This is a genomic window from Nocardia inohanensis NBRC 100128, assembly GCF_001612945.1.
Classification (GTDB): Bacteria; Actinomycetota; Actinomycetes; order Mycobacteriales; family Mycobacteriaceae; genus Nocardia; species Nocardia inohanensis.
Genome location: NZ_BDBK01000011.1, coordinates 47936 through 62585 on the forward strand (window position 1 = coordinate 47936; position 14650 = coordinate 62585).

The following is a 14650-nucleotide window of genomic DNA, read 5'->3' on the forward strand; positions in this document are numbered from 1 at the left end:
CTCACCGATTCGCGGAAACAGCCGGTTCACCGGACCGGGCCTGAGAACGCGACAACCCGACCGCCGTCACGCACATGACGACCACCGCGAGCCCCGTCACCACCAGGCCGAAACCGTGTGCGCGCAAACGCTCGTCGAGCACCGTGCGGCCCAGGAAAGCCGCCGCGAGAGGTTCCGCGACCGTCACCGCCGGGAACGAAGCCGCCAGCGGACCCGCCTGATAGGCCAGTTGCTGCAAATAGAGCCCGAGCACACCGGAGGCCACCAGCGCCCACGTCTGCCAACTACCGAGCACCTCCCCCAAGCCGTGCTCGAACAAGTCGGTGACATACGAGGTGAGCGCCGCCGCCAACCCGAAAAGCGCACCACCCGCCGCACCCAGCAGCAGCGCCCGCGGCCCCGGAGCACTACGCAACGCGATCGCCACGAACCCGGCCACCAGCCCGAGCAGCAACCCCAGCGGCACCAGCCAATCCCGCAGCGGCGCAGTCGAATTACCCTCCGTCGGATCCCCGATCACCACGAAACAAGCCAGCGCGGCCGTCAACGCCACCGCCATCGCGAACTCCCGCCCCGTGATCCGCCGCCCGTTCAACCGGGCCGCCAACGGCAACGCGAACACCAACGCACTCACCAGAATCGGCTGCACCAGCAGCACCGCCCCCAACGCCAGCGCCGCCACCTGCATTCCGTAACCGCCCGCGTCCCCCACCATCCCGGCCCACCACCGCGGATCCCGGACCAAAGCCCCGATCAACGACCGATCTTCCGCCACCGACGCCGCGGCCCGCTGCTGCGCAACCGCCGCGACCGCGAACAACAGCGCCGCGATCAACGCACAGACAATCGCTCCCACCGGATGATTCGGCATCCGCCCAGTCTGCCGCACCCAGCAGAAATTCCCGGCGATGCCGTCCCCTCCACGGCACCGCCGGAGCGCGGCGCGCGCCGATGGCAGCCGATCGCCGAAAAGAGTGAAGCGCACGGCCCTCCAACGAACAAGCCCGGCGGGTAACCCTGAACAGGGCATACATGCTTCTCATCACACCCGGAGCGATCACCGCATCAAGAACATCCCGAAATCGAACCGATACGACTTCAGAAGTACAACTTCTGTCATACGCGAAAGCTATTACCCCTGTTCAGACGTAGCCTGACAAGGTCGAGAAAGCGGCATCGCACGTCCTGAGGCTCGATTCCCATGATCGGAAACTTTTGGCTCCGCACCGTCCTGCACCAGGTGGCCCGCTCCCCTGGCAGCGCCGCCGTGGCCTTCCTCGTCCTGGAAGACGGCACCGAGATCTTCACGTTCCCGCGAATGAACTGGGCAATCCTGCTCGCCGCCCTCGCCGCGATCATCGGCATCGCGACAGCGATCATGATCATGGTTGCCACCGCGAATTTCGACGATGCGCCGACACCCACCCCAAGTCCACCCGAAACCTGCGAGATGTTCTGCCCCGCACCGTAAATGGATGACGGCAACCCGCCCTCGGCCGACCTGCCGAGATTCATGCGGATCTCGTTACGGCACCGAGTCATCGCTTTCATGACGACCTCCAGGCAAAGCGACGACGCTGTCACGCGAGTTCCGGAGTGGGACAAGACCCGCCCGGCGCCCAAGGCCAAATAGTGCGTTTTCCGCGCCGCGGCGCTACCCCCGCGGTGGCGGCGCGGTCTGGCCGTATGCCCTGAGGAAGGTCTCGACCGCCGCGTCCGCGATGGACTTCAGCTCGGTCGCGGAAACCGTGCGCGTCCCCAGACGGGAACGCGCCTCGAGTGGCCCGGTGAGGAGGGCGAGAAGTTGTTCGGCCGCTCGCGTGGGGTCGCACGGACGCAGTCGGCCGGCCAGGGAGACGTGAGCCAGCCGGTCGGCGAGGGCGTCGGAGAGCTGCCCGGATGTGCGATCCTGCACCAGTACCGCCAGATCGGGGAATGTGGCCAGTTGCGAGAAGGTCAACGCGCGCAGTGAGTGCGCCCGATCCCCGTTGCAGATCCGGAGCAGCCGGTAGCTGGAATCCCGCAGGCGCGCTTCGAAATCGGTCGGCTGATCACGCAATCCCGCTATGGCCGAAACACATTCGGCACCGACCAGATCCGCCGCTGTCAACACCGCATGCCGGTAGAGCGTTTCCTTGTCACCGAGATGGTTGTACACGGTCGGCTTGGCGACGCCCGCCACATCCGCGATCTCCTGCACACAGGACTGGGCGTACCCGCGGCGCGCGAACACCTCGAAGGCCGCCCGCAATATGGCCTGCCGCTTGTCGATACGACCCCGGCCCGCCGTCACTTCCGTCACCTCGAACATCCTAGCCGGTCAGCAATTTTGAACTTGCGAGTTCAAACCCGACCTCTTACCGTTGCGAACACAACACTGAACCCATCAGTTCAAATCAGGAGATCGTCATGATCGTTCACCAGCTCAGATTCCGCTTCCGCGACGAAACGACCGACGCCCAGAAATCCGAGATACTCGAGCTCATGCGCCGTACCACCTCGGTGGATTCCGTAGCCTTCGCAACTGTCGGTCAGCACATCGGAGCCGCCGCGGACGACTACACCCACGCCCTCTGCGTGGCATGGGAAGACCTCACCGCACTCGAGAAATACATGCACGACCCGGTCCACCTCGCCGGCGATCCCAGCATCATTCCCCACCTGGCCGCCCTCGCCGTCGGCCCCGACCTCTCCGACGACCCCGACCCCGACCTCCCCGCCAAAATCATGGCCGCCAACCAACGCAAGATCGATATGTACCCCGAATGGGGCGCCTTGATGTCCACCATCCCCGACCTGCGCATCAATATCGCGGCCTGACGACAATCACCCCGGATCGCTTCTACCGGTACGGCTTTCGAGTACACCGCAGACTCTCGCGGAAACGCCGAAAAAGATCAGGCCCGGCGATGGAAATCGCCGGGCCTGATCTTCGAAGTGGAGCTAAGGGGACTCGAACCCCTGACCCCCACACTGCCAGTGTGGTGCGCTACCAGCTGCGCCATAGCCCCGTGTTCAGTTTTCGCTCGCGGGGCGTGCCCCGCTTGCTTGAACGAAGTTACACGAACGGGGTGGGACAAACCAAATCGCCTGTACAAGAGCTGGCGGGGGCGATCTTCGCGGGGTATGGTCGAACACATGTTCGACAGCAGAGAGGTGGAGGCGATGGGCGATGAAGAGCTGATCGAGTCGCTGCGGCGGGCACATGGGGCGGCGGCCTTTGCGCAGGCGGCGGAGGTTACGGCGGTGCGGGAGGTGTATCGGCGGCATCGGGCCGGGAATGCGGCGCCCGGGCCGGGTGGGGTGCGGGCCGGGGAGTTCGCGGCGGCCGAGGTCGCGGTGGCGGTGCAGGTTTCGGAGGGGGTGGCGGCGGCTTTGATCGATATCGGGCTGGCGTTGGACTCGCTGCCGCAGACCAAGCTGGCGTTCGCGGCGGGGCGGATCGATCTGTCACGGGTGCAGGTGATCACCGATTGTCTGCGCGGGTTGTCGCGGGAAGTGCGAGAGACGTTGGAACCCAGGCTGATCGAGGTCGCCATGCGGTCGGATCCGGATCGGTTGCGGCAGACCGCGGGGCGGTGGGTCATCCGGTTCGATCCGGAAGGGGAACAGCGGCGGCGGGAGGAACGGGAGCAGGATCGGGACGTTCGGATACGGGCCATCCAGGAGGGGATGGCGGTTTTCGACGGGATGCTGCCGGCGGCCGGCGCTCAGACCGTGGCCATGCGGCTGCGGGAGATGAGCCTCGAGGTGTGCTCCGAGGATCCGCGCACCATGCCGCAACGGCGGGCCGACGCGCTGGTCGCACTGGCCGACGGCTCCGGGCGGCTGACCTGCGCTTGCGGTCGCGGGCGCGCCTGCCCCAAGTCCAGTCCGGTGCGCACGCGCCGCCGGCCGCTCATCCAGATCGGGGTCTCCGCCGAAACCCTCACCGGGCTGCGCGATGACCCCGCCTACCTGTCCGGCCACGGACCCATCGACCCGGCGCTGGCGCGGAGTCTGGCCGAACACTCGGCATTCATCGTCGTGCCCGAGCAGCCCGCCGAACCCGAGGAATCACGGAAAGCCGTGGGCGACAGTACTTCTCGGACGGCCACGGCCGAACCCTCCGAGACCGGCGTCCGCGAGCTGCGCGGTAATCGGAGCGCTCCACGTTCGGACGGTGTGCTGCGACCGCGCACGCCCGCGCCGACGCCTTACGAGCGAGCGCTGCAAGCCTCCATGAATCGTCATCCCGCTTCACGCAGCACCCGCGAAGTGCGGGCCACCGACGGACTGTGCCGGTTCCCCGGCTGCCCCATGCCCGCCGCCGAAACCGTACTCGCCCAAGTACTTCCGATCTCCGCACGCCAAGTCCTGCGCTCCACCGACTCCACCCGGGCCTCGCTGTGCGGGCATCACTATCGCCTGAAGAGCATGGCGGACAAGGGAAAACAGCCCTGGCGGGTCTATCTGGCCGACCCCGACCATCTGCGCTGGATCGATCCCACCGGCGAGCCGCACGAAACCGTTCGTGAAGGCGCGCGATACCTCTTCCCGCACACCGATATCGAAGCCCCGGCCCGCCCCTCGGCCTGTCTGACGCGCCCGGTCTCCGTGCCGCCCGAACCGCCGGCCGCCCGGCACGCCTACCCGATCGACCTCGCGTATCCCCTGGAAGACCACGTCCTGATGCATCCGCAGCTCTCCCGCTGCACCCCGGACAACGATCTACCGGACACTCCGACGCGAGCGAGTACTCGCTGATCCAGCTCATCCTCGGGAACGCCGCGCATCCAGTGCGGCGCCCCGTTATGAGGCCGTGCAGTCACGCGGCCGCGCCATCCAGATTCACGGAGCCGCGTCAGCCGCGGCTCCGGCCCTGAACCACGGGACCGTGTCCGGCACGGTCCCCTGCGAGGGGTGCGGCTCGCCCCGGTTGCCCCCGATGGGCCGCACCCCGCCCAAAAAATTCGCGATCGTGCACGACGGCCGCGCCTGACAACCGTACCCGGACATTCTTGCTGTCCGCTGGAAACAAGCGCCCGCGGCCGGGTTGCATATCGCCGCGACACTCGCATGCTGGTGGCATGCAACCGGATTCAGACGCCGCGACCGATCCCCTGCTGCTGGAACAACGCCGCGCACTGCTGCGAGAACGCCTCCAAGCTCTCCGCGCCGACCTGGCCGCTCTAGCCGCGGACTATCGCGCGCTCCCGCGCTCCGGGCTGCTGCTCGATACGCCGGGCATCGGCGCGCTCACCACGCCGACTTACTGCGTGGCCGGTGCGGGCGAGGTTTTCGATGAAGCCGCTATCGAGTTGGATGCCGCCGACGACGCCTTGGGCAGGGCCGCCGACTACACCACTCGGCTCCGCCGGGCCGCACTCGACAGCTGAACGGCGAACGATCAGCGAAATGAGCCCGGACCGGTAGCTGAACGGTCAGGGGCGGCGGCGCGAGGTGCGCGTGGGACGACGACGATATTGACAAACTTAGGGCTGGCTAACCTAAGCTCTCGCCTCGTGACTTCGACAGACTCCGTGCGCACCGCCCGCGGGTGGCACCGAATACCGGCGCTGCTCATCGGGTTTGCCGCCCTGCTGCTGTGCGTGGTGCTCAGCCTGGCGCTCGGAGCACGGTCGGTCCCGGTCGGGACCGTGATCGACGCACTGCTCGGCGGCGGGCAGGGGCGCGACGCCATGGTGATCACCGGGATGCGCTTGCCGCGCACGGTGGTGGGGGTCGCGGTCGGGGCGGCACTGGGGCTGGCCGGAGCGATCGTGCAGGGGATTACACGTAATCCGCTGGCCGCGCCGACGACGCTGGGGATCAATGCCGGTGCGGGACTGGCGGTCGTCACCGCGATCTACGCGCTGGGGCTGACGCATCCCGCGCAGTATGTGGGGTTCGCGTTCGCCGGGGCGGCGGCCGCGGCGGTATTCACGCTCGCGCTCGGGCGACGGGCCGGTGATCTGGATCCGGTGCGGCTGGTACTCGGCGGGACCGTGCTGCAATTGGTGCTCGTCTCCTGGACATCGGCGGTGCTGTTGTTCAGCGAACGCACCCTGGACGAGGCTCGGTTCTGGCTCGCGGGTTCGATTGCGGAACGGGATCTTTCGGTACTGACACCGATGCTGCCCACGCTCGGGCTCGGATTGGCGGCGGGCATCGTGCTCGGACCGGCCTTGAATGCCCTTGCGCTCGGCGACGATGCGGCGCAATCGCGGGGAGTTCCGGTGGCCCGCATCAGATTCGCGGGTATGGCGGCGGTGGTGCTGCTGGCCGGATCGGCGGTGGCGGTCGCGGGGCCGATCTCGTTCATCGGTTTGGCCGCACCGCATCTGGTACGCCTGGTGGCCGGATCCGACCATCGGCTGCTGATCCCCGGATGCCTGATCGCCGGCCCGTTGCTGCTGCTGTCGGCCGATGTTCTCGGCCGACTCGTCGCCCGGCCGTCGGAGGTGGAGGTCGGCATCGTCACCGCGTTCCTCGGCGCACCCCTACTGGTTGTGCTCGCCCGCCGCAAGGAGGGCCGATGACCGTACGCACCAGTCTGATTCGGCCGCTTCGCAGAGCAGGGTACGAGCGAGGCGGGAAACGGCTTTCGGCGGGTCCGAGGCGCGTATTCCGCGGATCCGGGGCCGCCGCGCGGTATGGGGTCGCTGCCATCAGCATGGGCTGCGGGCTGGCCCTGGCGCTGCTGGTGATCATCGCGCTGGCCACCGGTGAGGTGGATATGACCGGGACGGCGGCGCTGGCCGCCGCACTGGGGTTCGGTGATGCCGGGGACGTTTACATCGTGCAGGAATTCCGAGCGCCCCGGCTCGTCGCGGGTGTGATCGCCGGCGCTGGGCTGGCAATGTCCGGCGCTGTGCTGCAACGACTCTTCCGCAATCCATTGGCCTCGCCCGACGTCATGGGCGTGACAGGTGGCGCTTCGCTGGGGGCAGTGGTGATCATCGCGGCAGGCGCCGCGCAGACGTTGATTCCATTCGGCGCGTTGGCCGGTGGCGTGTTCGCCGGGGTACTGCTGGTCCTGCTCGGGCGAGCCGGGCTGCCGGTGAATCGGCTGGTGCTGGTCGGGCTGGCGGTGCAGGCAGGGTTGGCGGCCGCGGTGAATCTGATCGTGGTGCGGTTTCCGAAGGAGCTCGCGGGCTCGGCGATGCAATGGACGGCGGGCTCGCTCTACGGTCGCACCTGGACCGAAGTGCAGGGCGGAGCGCTCGCCGCGGTGGTGGTCGTAGTGCTGGTGTTCGCTCAGTACCGGACGCTGGCGATGCTGGATCTCGGCGACGAATCGGCGGGCACGCTCGGCATCCGGGTCGGGTCGGCGCGGCTGCGGCTGCTGTTCACCGCCATCGTGCTGGCGGCGCTGGCCGCGGCCCTGTCCGGGCCGATCGCGTTCGTGGCCTTGGCGGTTCCGCAGTTGGTGCGGCTGGCGGTGGGTCCGCCCACGGCCGCCACGCTGGCCTTGACCGGGCTCGCGGGCGCGACGCTGCTGGTCGGATGCGATCTACTGGCGCAGCATGTGCTGCCCGTCCACGTCCCGGTGGGTGTCGTGACCGCGACGGTCGGCGCGCCCTGGCTGCTGATTCTCATGCTGCGCGAGAGCAGCCCGACCGCGCGGAGGACCGCATGAGCGAAAGAAACAACCCCACCGCACCCGGGCTGACCGCACCGTCCCCGTCGGCGGACCGACCGTCGACCGGACCGACGTCGGCTGGTCCAACGTCGGCGAGTCCAACGTGGGCTGGTCCAACGTCGGCGGGCCAGAAGCCGGCGACCGAGAACGTTCTCGCCACAGCCGATCTCACCCTCCGCTACGGTGACCGCGCCATCGTCGATGGGCTGGAGTTGACGTTGCCGGGCAATGCGGTCACCGCCATTGTCGGGCCCAACGCGTGCGGGAAATCCACGCTGCTGCGGGGCCTTTCGCGGTTGCTGCGGCCCACCGGCGGCAGCGTCACGCTGGATGGCGCGGATATTCATCGCATGTCGGCGCGGGAGCTGGCATTGCGGCTGGGATTGCTTCCGCAGCAGCCGATCACGCCGGAGGCGATCACCGTGGAGGCGCTGGTGCGGCTGGGTCGCTATCCGCATCAGCGGCTGTTGCGGCCGTGGTCACCGGCTGATCAGGAAGCGGTCGAGAATGCCCTGCGCCGCACCGGAACCGATGTACTGCGTGACCGGTCGGTGGATCGGCTCTCGGGCGGTCAACGCCAACGCGCTTGGATCGCACTGGCTTTGGCGCAGGACACCGATCTGCTGCTACTGGACGAACCTACGACCTTCCTGGATTTGCGTCATCAACTCGACGTCCTCGACCTGGTCGCCGACCTGCACGCCGAGGCCGGACGCACCGTGATCATGGTGCTGCACGATCTCGGCCAGGCCGCCCGCTACGCCGATCATCTGGTCGTCCTGCACGACGGCAAGCTGGCCGCCGCCGGACCGCCCACCGAGATCCTCGACGCCGACCTGGTACGCACCGTCTTCGAGGTCGACTGCCGGGTCCTTCCCGACCCGGAAACCGGTACCCCGCTGATCATTCCGCGCGCTCGCGCGGCACGGCATATCGATGCGAGGCCGGCGACGGGCGCATGAGCCCCACTCCCGTCCGGGTCCGATACCCGCACGGCCGCACCGTCATTCGACCCCGATGACGGCACCCACCAGAAACGAGGACGAACCATGTCCACACGGCGATTCCGCATGCGCGGATTCGGTCGCGTCACGATCGCATTGTGCGCGGCCGCCATCGGCCTGTCCGGGCTGACCGCCTGCGGAAACGGCTCCACCACATCGGATTCCCCGGCGTCGGCGGCCGATCCGGCCGGCTTCCCGCGCACCCTCGACACCGTCAAGGGTCAGGTGACCATCCCGAAGGTCCCGCAGCGCGTGGTGGTGCTGGACACCGCGGAACTGGATTCGGTGACGCTGCTCGGCATCAAACCGGTCGGCGCGGTGGTGCCGCACACCAAGACGCACGGCGGCTTCCCCGACTATCTGGCCGGACTCGACGGCGTCACCGATGTGGGCCCGCTGCTGGAGCCGAACCTGGAGCGCATCGCCTCACTGAAACCGGATCTGATCCTGTCGTCGAAGATCCGTCACGACAAGATCTACGACAAGCTGTCCGGCATCGCGCCCACCGTGTTCACCGAAACCACCGGCGGCCCTTGGAAAGCGAACCTCGCCGTGCACGGTAAGGCGCTGGGCCTCGAGCAGCAGGCGGCCACCGCGCTCCAGATCTACGAGAACCGGGCCCGCGCGCTGGGTGAAACCATCAAGGCCGAGCACAACGGCGCACTGCCCACGGTATCGGTGGTCCGCTTCCTGGCCGGTCCCACCCGCCTGTACACGAGCGCCTCGTTCAGCGGCGTGGTGCTCGGCGATATCGGGCTGCCGCGCCCGGCCTCGCAGGTCGCCACCGATCCCAAGAAGATCATGACGGAGGTGAGCCCGGAGCAGATCGATCAGGCCGACGCCGATTTCATCTTCGTCGCCACCATCGACGATCCGGGCAAGACCCAGAAGGACACCTTCACCACCAGCCCGGTCTGGAAGGATCTGGCGGCGGTCAAGGGCGGCAAGGTGATCGAGGTGCCGGACGAGACCTGGATGTCGGGCATCGGCGTGCAGGCGGCCAACCGGATGCTCGACGACGTGGCGAAGGCGACCGGGGTGCCGGCGCCGCAGTAGCCGGTTCGGCGGGTGGGTTCGAACCCACCCGCACCGAACTACTTGGTCACGTTCAAAACCCAGTCCTGGTCGTTCACGTCGATCTTCTTGCCGTCCTGGAACACCGACGGCGTGGCGACCCGCCCGCTCGACGCCTTGGACAGGGCCTGCTCGGCCGCCTCGGCGTGATTGCGGGCATTGTCGACCCGCTCCCCCGAGGTGATGCACTTGACCGCTTCGTCGGAAGCCCCCGCCTCCTTGGCGATCTCGGCCAGCGCCTTGTTGTCGTGGTCCGATCCGCCCTCGGAGGGCTGCTTGCTCGTGAACAGCAACTCGTGGAACTTCGAGTAGGCCGGACCGGCGCCCGCCTGCGCCACACACTCGTTGGCCGCGACCGCCCGGGTCGAATAGTCCTTGCTGCTGGACTGGCCGTCGAGGAAGTTCAGCAGCCGATACCGCACCGCGAGCTTTCCCTCGTCGACCTGCTGGGCGATCTCCTGCCCGTAGATCCGCTCCAGCTGTCCGCAGGCCGGGCAGATCGGATCCTCGTAGACGTCAATGGTTTTCGCGACGTTCGGCTTGCCCAGCACGATCGCCCCGTCGGAGTCCATCGCCACCGTGACCGCCGGATCGCGCACCGGGCCGTACCCGTCGTTGCGCACCTCGTCGCTCCCGCGATTCCACTGGAACACCGCGAACACGATCAGCGCGACCACCACCACGGCCACCCCCGCCAGCGCATAGGTGGTCTTGCTGGAAACCGGCTGCGGTGTGTGCTTCGAAGTCGGATTGCTCACCCCGCACACTCTGCCCCAACCCGCCGCCGCGGCACAGTCCGGGGTCCGCGGCTACGAGGCGACCTCGGCGGGTTCGCTGCGGCGCAAGGTTTCCGGGGCCAGGATCCAGACCGCGGAGGCCGAGGCCAGCAGGACGCCGGTGGCGGTGAGGGCGACACCGTAGGAGGCACGGTCGGCGAGCAGGCCGATGACGTAGGGACCGAGGAAGGTGCCCAGGTCGGCCGACATCTGATACCCGGCCAGGACGGGGCCGCCGCGAGTGCCCGGGCCGACGATATCGGCCACCGCGGCCTGGAGCGCCGGGGAGAACATGCCGGAACCGAGCCCCGCGATGAAGGAGGCGACCAGGAACCACGGCAGCGCCGGGGCGAGGCCCAGACCGGCGGTGCCGAGCGCGCAGATCAAAGTGCCGCAGACCAGGAACGGCTTGCGGCCCAATTGATCCGACCAGCGGCCCGACAGGAACAGCACGGCGGCATTGCCCGCGGCGAAAACGGTCAGCGCCACGCCCGCCATGGCCGCGTCCCGATCCAGCACCTCGACCACGATCAGCGGAACCAACGCCATACGGACGCCGAATACCGCCGCGCCATTGCCGAAATTGGACCAGAGAGCGGCGCGATAGGCGGGTTGCTCCAAGCCCTGCCGGAAGGTCATGACGGGGGCACCGGTACCGGACTCCGGCAGCACCAGCGGCGAATCCTTCAGCGCCACATAGACGATGAGGCTCGCGATGAGCAGGGCGATGCAGTAGATGACGAAGGGCGCGCGCAGCCCGAGGAAGGACAGCGCACCCCCGACCAGCGGACCCATGATCGATCCGATCAGGAAGCTGGTGGAATAGACGCCCGAGACCCGCCCGCGTTCGGCCGGCGGAGACATCCGGATCACCAGGGCCAGCGACGATACCGTGAACATGGTCGAGCCGATGCCGCCCAGCGAACGCAGAATCAGCAATTGCCAATAGGTTTGGGCGAAGGCGCAGGCACCGGTCGAGACCGCGACGATGATCAGGCCGGTCAGATAGACGGGGCGCTCACCGAGGCGCTGCATCAGGCGCCCGCTCATGGGGGCGAACAGCAGCCTCATCAGGGCGAAGGCGCTCACGATGAACGAGGCCGCCGCGACGCCCACGCCGAAGCTGCGAGCGAATTGGGGAAGTGCGGGTGCTACCAGACCGAAACCGATGGCGATGGTGAAGGCCGACCCCACCAGTACCCAGATCTCGACCGGCAGGGATTTGGATCTACTCACCGGATAGCGCCCGTCCCACCATCTCCTCCGCGGCCGCCTGCACCTGGGTCAGATGCTCGGGACCTTGGAACGATTCCGCGTAGATCTTGTACTTGTCCTCGGTGCCCGAGGGCCGCGCGGCGAACCACGCGTTCTCGGTCACCACCTTCACGCCCCCGAGCGCCGCGCCGTTGCCGCGGGCTCGGGTCTGAATACCGGTGATGGGCTCCCCGGCGATCTCGGTCGCGGTAATCATGTCGGGGGTCAACGCCGCCAGCTTGGCTTTCTGTTCCGCGGTGGCATTGGCGTCCACCCGGGCGTAGGCCGGTGAGCCGTACCGCTTCTCGAGTTCGCTGTAGCGGGTGGAGGGACTCTGCCCGGTCACCGCGGTGATCTCGGCGGCCAGCAGGGCCAGCAGAATGCCGTCCTTGTCGGTGGTCCACACGGTGCCGTCCATGCGCAGGAACGAGGCGCCGGCCGATTCCTCGCCGCCGAAAGCCAGACTGCCGCTGAACAATCCGGGCACGAACCATTTGAACCCGACCGGGACCTCGTACACGTCGCGGCCCAGCACGCCGACCACGCGATCGATCATGGACGAGGTCACCACCGTCTTGCCGATCTTGGTCAGCGCGTCCCAGCCCATCCGATTGGCGATCAGGTACTCGATCGCCACCGCCAGGAAATGGTTCGGATTCATCAGCCCCGCATCGGGAGTCACGATGCCGTGCCGGTCGGCGTCCGCGTCGTTGCCGGTGGAGATGTCGTAATCGTCGCGAATGGCGACCAGCGAAGCCATGGCGTACCGCGAGGAGGGATCCATCCGGATCCGGCCGTCACTGTCGAGGGTCATGAACCGCCAGGTCGGATCGACGAACGGATTGACCACCTCGAGCTCGAGGTCGTACCGCTGCCCGATCTCCTCCCAGTAATCCACCGACGCCCCGCCCATCGGGTCCGCGCCCAGCCGAATCCCCGCGCCCCGAATGGCGTCCAGATTCAGCACATTGGGTAGATCCCCGATATAGCGATCCAGATAGTCGTAGCGCTCCACGCTGGTGGCCAGCGCATGCGCGAGCGAAGTGCGCTTCACCTCCGCCAGGCCGTTGCGCAGCAGCTCGTTGGCGCGCGCGGCGATGGCGTCGGTGGCGACCGTATCGGCCGGACCACCGTGCGGCGGATTGTATTTGAACCCGCCGTCCCGCGGCGGATTGTGCGACGGCGTCACCACGATGCCGTCGGCCTGATGCCGGGTCCCGCCGCGATTGTGCCGCAGCACGGCATGGCTCAGCGCCGGCGTCGGCGTGTACCGATCCCGCGAATCGATAATGGCCGTCACATCATTGGCGGCCAGCACCTCGATGGCGGTGGTCCACGCCGGCTCGGAGAGCGCGTGCGTATCCCGCGCCAGATACACCGGCCCGGTGATCCCGCGCGTCGCCCGGTACTCCACGATCGCCTGCGTGATCGCCAGAATGTGCGACTCGTTGAAGGCGCAGTCCAGCGAGGACCCCCGATGCCCGGAGGTCCCGAATGCCACGAGCTGCTCGGGATCGGACGGATCCGGAATCCGGCTGTAGTACGCCGTCACCAGATGCGCGATGTCCTCGAGGTCCGTGGGGCGCGCGGGCCGACCGGCACGATCGTGCGCCAAATTCGTGCCTCCCTTCCGAATCGCCTGTGCCCGGCTCGTCATCAGGATCACGGCCACACCTGCTGCCCGAGGAAGGCACCGCAGAAGGCCGCGGCCAGGCTCGCCGTAACGCCGATCACGACGTTCGCCACCGCATAGCTGTAAGCGCCCTCCTCAGCCAATCGAACCGTTTCATAGCCGAACGTACTGAACGTGGTCAGGGCCCCGCAGAACCCGGTCCCCACGGTCGCGAGCAGCCAATGGTTTGCTCCCGCGCCGATCAACGCACCCAGCAGTGCCGACCCGATCACGTTCACCACCAATGTGCCCAGTGGGAAGACACTATCGAATCGACGGGCCACCGCGCGATCCACCAGATACCGGGTGGGTGCTCCGACCATGCCGCCGGCGATCACCAGCGCCACCGTCACCGTCGCACCCCGTCCCATACTTCTACGGGTGACAGCGCCACCGTGACCGAATCCAGCAGGTCCGCGTTGGACTCGACGAATTCCCGCAGTCGCGCGGTGTCGTCGATGATCATCACCAGCACCGGCAGCCGCTCGGCCAGATCGAGCAGGCGGGTGGTGTGGATCTGCGAGGAGACGCCGTAGCCTTCGACCCCGCGCCACACGCTGGCCCCGGCCAGCCCGGCATCGCGGGCCCGCCGCACGATCTCGTGATAGCGCGGCTTGCGGCCCATCAGGTCGTCCTCGCCGAGCAGCACCGTCAGCCGGGAAGCCGGTACCCACCGCCGGACCGTTTCACTCATCGCCTGCCCCCAATCCTCGTCGCACCGTTCCCGATAGCCACCGCGTCACGCTCACCCCGAGCACCACCGCCGCCAGCGACACCACCACGGTCCCCCCGAGGTAGCCGAGCCCGGCGTAAACGGTTCGGCTCGATTCGAGCAGTCTACGAACTTCCACGGCAAAGGTGGAGAAGGTGGTGAAGCCACCCAGTACACCGACTCCGAGAAACGGGCGCAAGAGCCGGTGCGCGGACCAGATCTCGGTGATGCAGACCATGAGCACGCCGATGGCGAAGCAGCCGATCATATTGACCGCCAAGGTCTGCCACGGAATATCGCCGGTCTGCGGCACCCACAGGCTCACGCCGTAGCGGGCCACCGCACCGATTCCGCCGCCCAGGGCGATGACCGAGAGGATGGCCGCGTCGGCGCTCGCGCCTTTGGAACCCACCGCCCTCCTCTCCAATTTGCCAATTCGTAACTGTTCGGCGTGTTGCTGAGCCGGAACAGACCCCGGGAACTGCGAGGATAGTGCCGCTTGCCCGGAGTTGTCCCATCGGCCTCGAGGAGCGA

The 14650-nt window shown here is 67.7% G+C and carries 16 protein-coding genes and 1 tRNA gene; 8 read left to right on the plus strand and 9 right to left on the minus strand.

Going from position 1 to position 14650, the window contains the following annotated elements; translation table 11 throughout:
• Position 1 precedes the first annotated feature (1 nt).
• Positions 2-871: a DMT family transporter gene (locus NI1_RS21910; RefSeq protein ID WP_067824079.1), complete on the minus strand. Its 870-nt coding sequence runs from the start codon at positions 869-871 to the stop codon at positions 2-4.
• Between the two features lie 330 nt (positions 872-1201).
• Between NI1_RS21910 and NI1_RS21915 the strand changes: the two genes are divergently transcribed.
• Complete coding sequence (locus NI1_RS21915) at positions 1202-1471, plus strand: hypothetical protein (protein ID WP_067824082.1); 270 nt, start codon at positions 1202-1204, stop codon at positions 1469-1471.
• 183 nt (positions 1472-1654) lie between these two features.
• Here NI1_RS21915 and NI1_RS21920 read toward each other — a convergent pair whose 3' ends face one another.
• On the minus strand, positions 1655-2302 hold the full coding sequence (locus NI1_RS21920; RefSeq protein WP_245663353.1) for a TetR/AcrR family transcriptional regulator: 648 nt from the start codon (positions 2300-2302) through the stop codon (positions 1655-1657).
• 107 nt (positions 2303-2409) lie between these two features.
• Here NI1_RS21920 and NI1_RS21925 point away from each other — a divergent pair, with 107 nt between their 5' ends.
• Positions 2410-2820: a Dabb family protein gene (locus NI1_RS21925; protein ID WP_067824088.1), complete on the plus strand. Its 411-nt coding sequence runs from the start codon at positions 2410-2412 to the stop codon at positions 2818-2820.
• Positions 2821-2938: 118 nt separating this feature from the next.
• Here the strand turns inward: NI1_RS21925 and NI1_RS21930 are convergent.
• Positions 2939-3011, minus strand: a tRNA-Ala gene (locus NI1_RS21930).
• A 127-nt stretch (positions 3012-3138) separates the two neighbouring features.
• On the opposite strand from NI1_RS21930, the gene NI1_RS21935 reads away from it, so the two are divergent.
• From NI1_RS21935 to NI1_RS21960, 6 genes are all read left to right on the plus strand, one after another.
• Positions 3139-4746 (plus strand): DUF222 domain-containing protein, encoded by a 1608-nt coding sequence (locus NI1_RS21935; protein WP_169815612.1) that lies wholly within the window; start codon positions 3139-3141, stop codon positions 4744-4746.
• Positions 4747-5069: 323 nt separating this feature from the next.
• Positions 5070-5378 (plus strand): hypothetical protein, encoded by a 309-nt coding sequence (locus NI1_RS21940; RefSeq protein ID WP_067824094.1) that lies wholly within the window; start codon positions 5070-5072, stop codon positions 5376-5378.
• A gap of 126 nt (positions 5379-5504) precedes the next feature.
• Complete coding sequence (locus tag NI1_RS21945; protein ID WP_245663354.1) at positions 5505-6521, plus strand: FecCD family ABC transporter permease; 1017 nt, start codon at positions 5505-5507, stop codon at positions 6519-6521.
• Positions 6518-7621 carry a FecCD family ABC transporter permease gene (locus tag NI1_RS21950; RefSeq protein ID WP_245663355.1) on the plus strand — a complete coding sequence of 368 codons (1104 nt, stop codon included), beginning with the start codon at positions 6518-6520 and terminating at the stop codon, positions 7619-7621. The genes NI1_RS21945 and NI1_RS21950 overlap by 4 nt, the downstream gene beginning before the upstream one ends.
• Positions 7622-7818: 197 nt before the next feature.
• Positions 7819-8586 (plus strand): ABC transporter ATP-binding protein, encoded by a 768-nt coding sequence (locus tag NI1_RS21955; RefSeq protein ID WP_067824396.1) that lies wholly within the window; start codon positions 7819-7821, stop codon positions 8584-8586.
• Between the two features lie 87 nt (positions 8587-8673).
• Positions 8674-9684, plus strand: coding sequence for an ABC transporter substrate-binding protein (locus NI1_RS21960; RefSeq protein WP_067824103.1), 1011 nt, complete (start codon positions 8674-8676; stop codon positions 9682-9684).
• Between the two features lie 38 nt (positions 9685-9722).
• Here the strand turns inward: NI1_RS21960 and NI1_RS21965 are convergent, their stop codons facing one another.
• From NI1_RS21965 to crcB (NI1_RS21990), 6 genes are read right to left on the minus strand one after another with little or no spacing between them, the layout of a single operon-like run.
• Positions 9723-10460: a DsbA family protein gene (locus NI1_RS21965; protein ID WP_067824106.1), complete on the minus strand. Its 738-nt coding sequence runs from the start codon at positions 10458-10460 to the stop codon at positions 9723-9725.
• A 51-nt stretch (positions 10461-10511) separates the two neighbouring features.
• Complete coding sequence (locus tag NI1_RS21970; RefSeq protein WP_067824108.1) at positions 10512-11714, minus strand: MFS transporter; 1203 nt, start codon at positions 11712-11714, stop codon at positions 10512-10514.
• On the minus strand, positions 11707-13347 hold the full coding sequence (pgm, locus tag NI1_RS21975) for a phosphoglucomutase (alpha-D-glucose-1,6-bisphosphate-dependent) (RefSeq protein ID WP_067824111.1): 1641 nt from the start codon (positions 13345-13347) through the stop codon (positions 11707-11709). The genes NI1_RS21970 and pgm overlap by 8 nt, the downstream gene beginning before the upstream one ends.
• Before the next feature lie 47 nt (positions 13348-13394).
• Complete coding sequence (gene crcB, locus NI1_RS21980) at positions 13395-13757, minus strand: fluoride efflux transporter CrcB (protein ID WP_157535257.1); 363 nt, start codon at positions 13755-13757, stop codon at positions 13395-13397.
• The gene (locus tag NI1_RS21985; RefSeq protein WP_067824116.1) at positions 13754-14098 is read right to left on the minus strand and encodes a DUF190 domain-containing protein; all 345 of its coding nucleotides are present in this window, start codon (positions 14096-14098) and stop codon (positions 13754-13756) included. Before NI1_RS21985 ends, crcB (NI1_RS21980) begins: the two co-directional genes overlap by 4 nt.
• On the minus strand, positions 14091-14528 hold the full coding sequence (gene crcB, locus NI1_RS21990; protein WP_067824119.1) for a fluoride efflux transporter CrcB: 438 nt from the start codon (positions 14526-14528) through the stop codon (positions 14091-14093). The genes NI1_RS21985 and crcB (NI1_RS21990) overlap by 8 nt, the downstream gene beginning before the upstream one ends.
• Between the last annotated feature and the right edge of the window lie 122 nt (positions 14529-14650).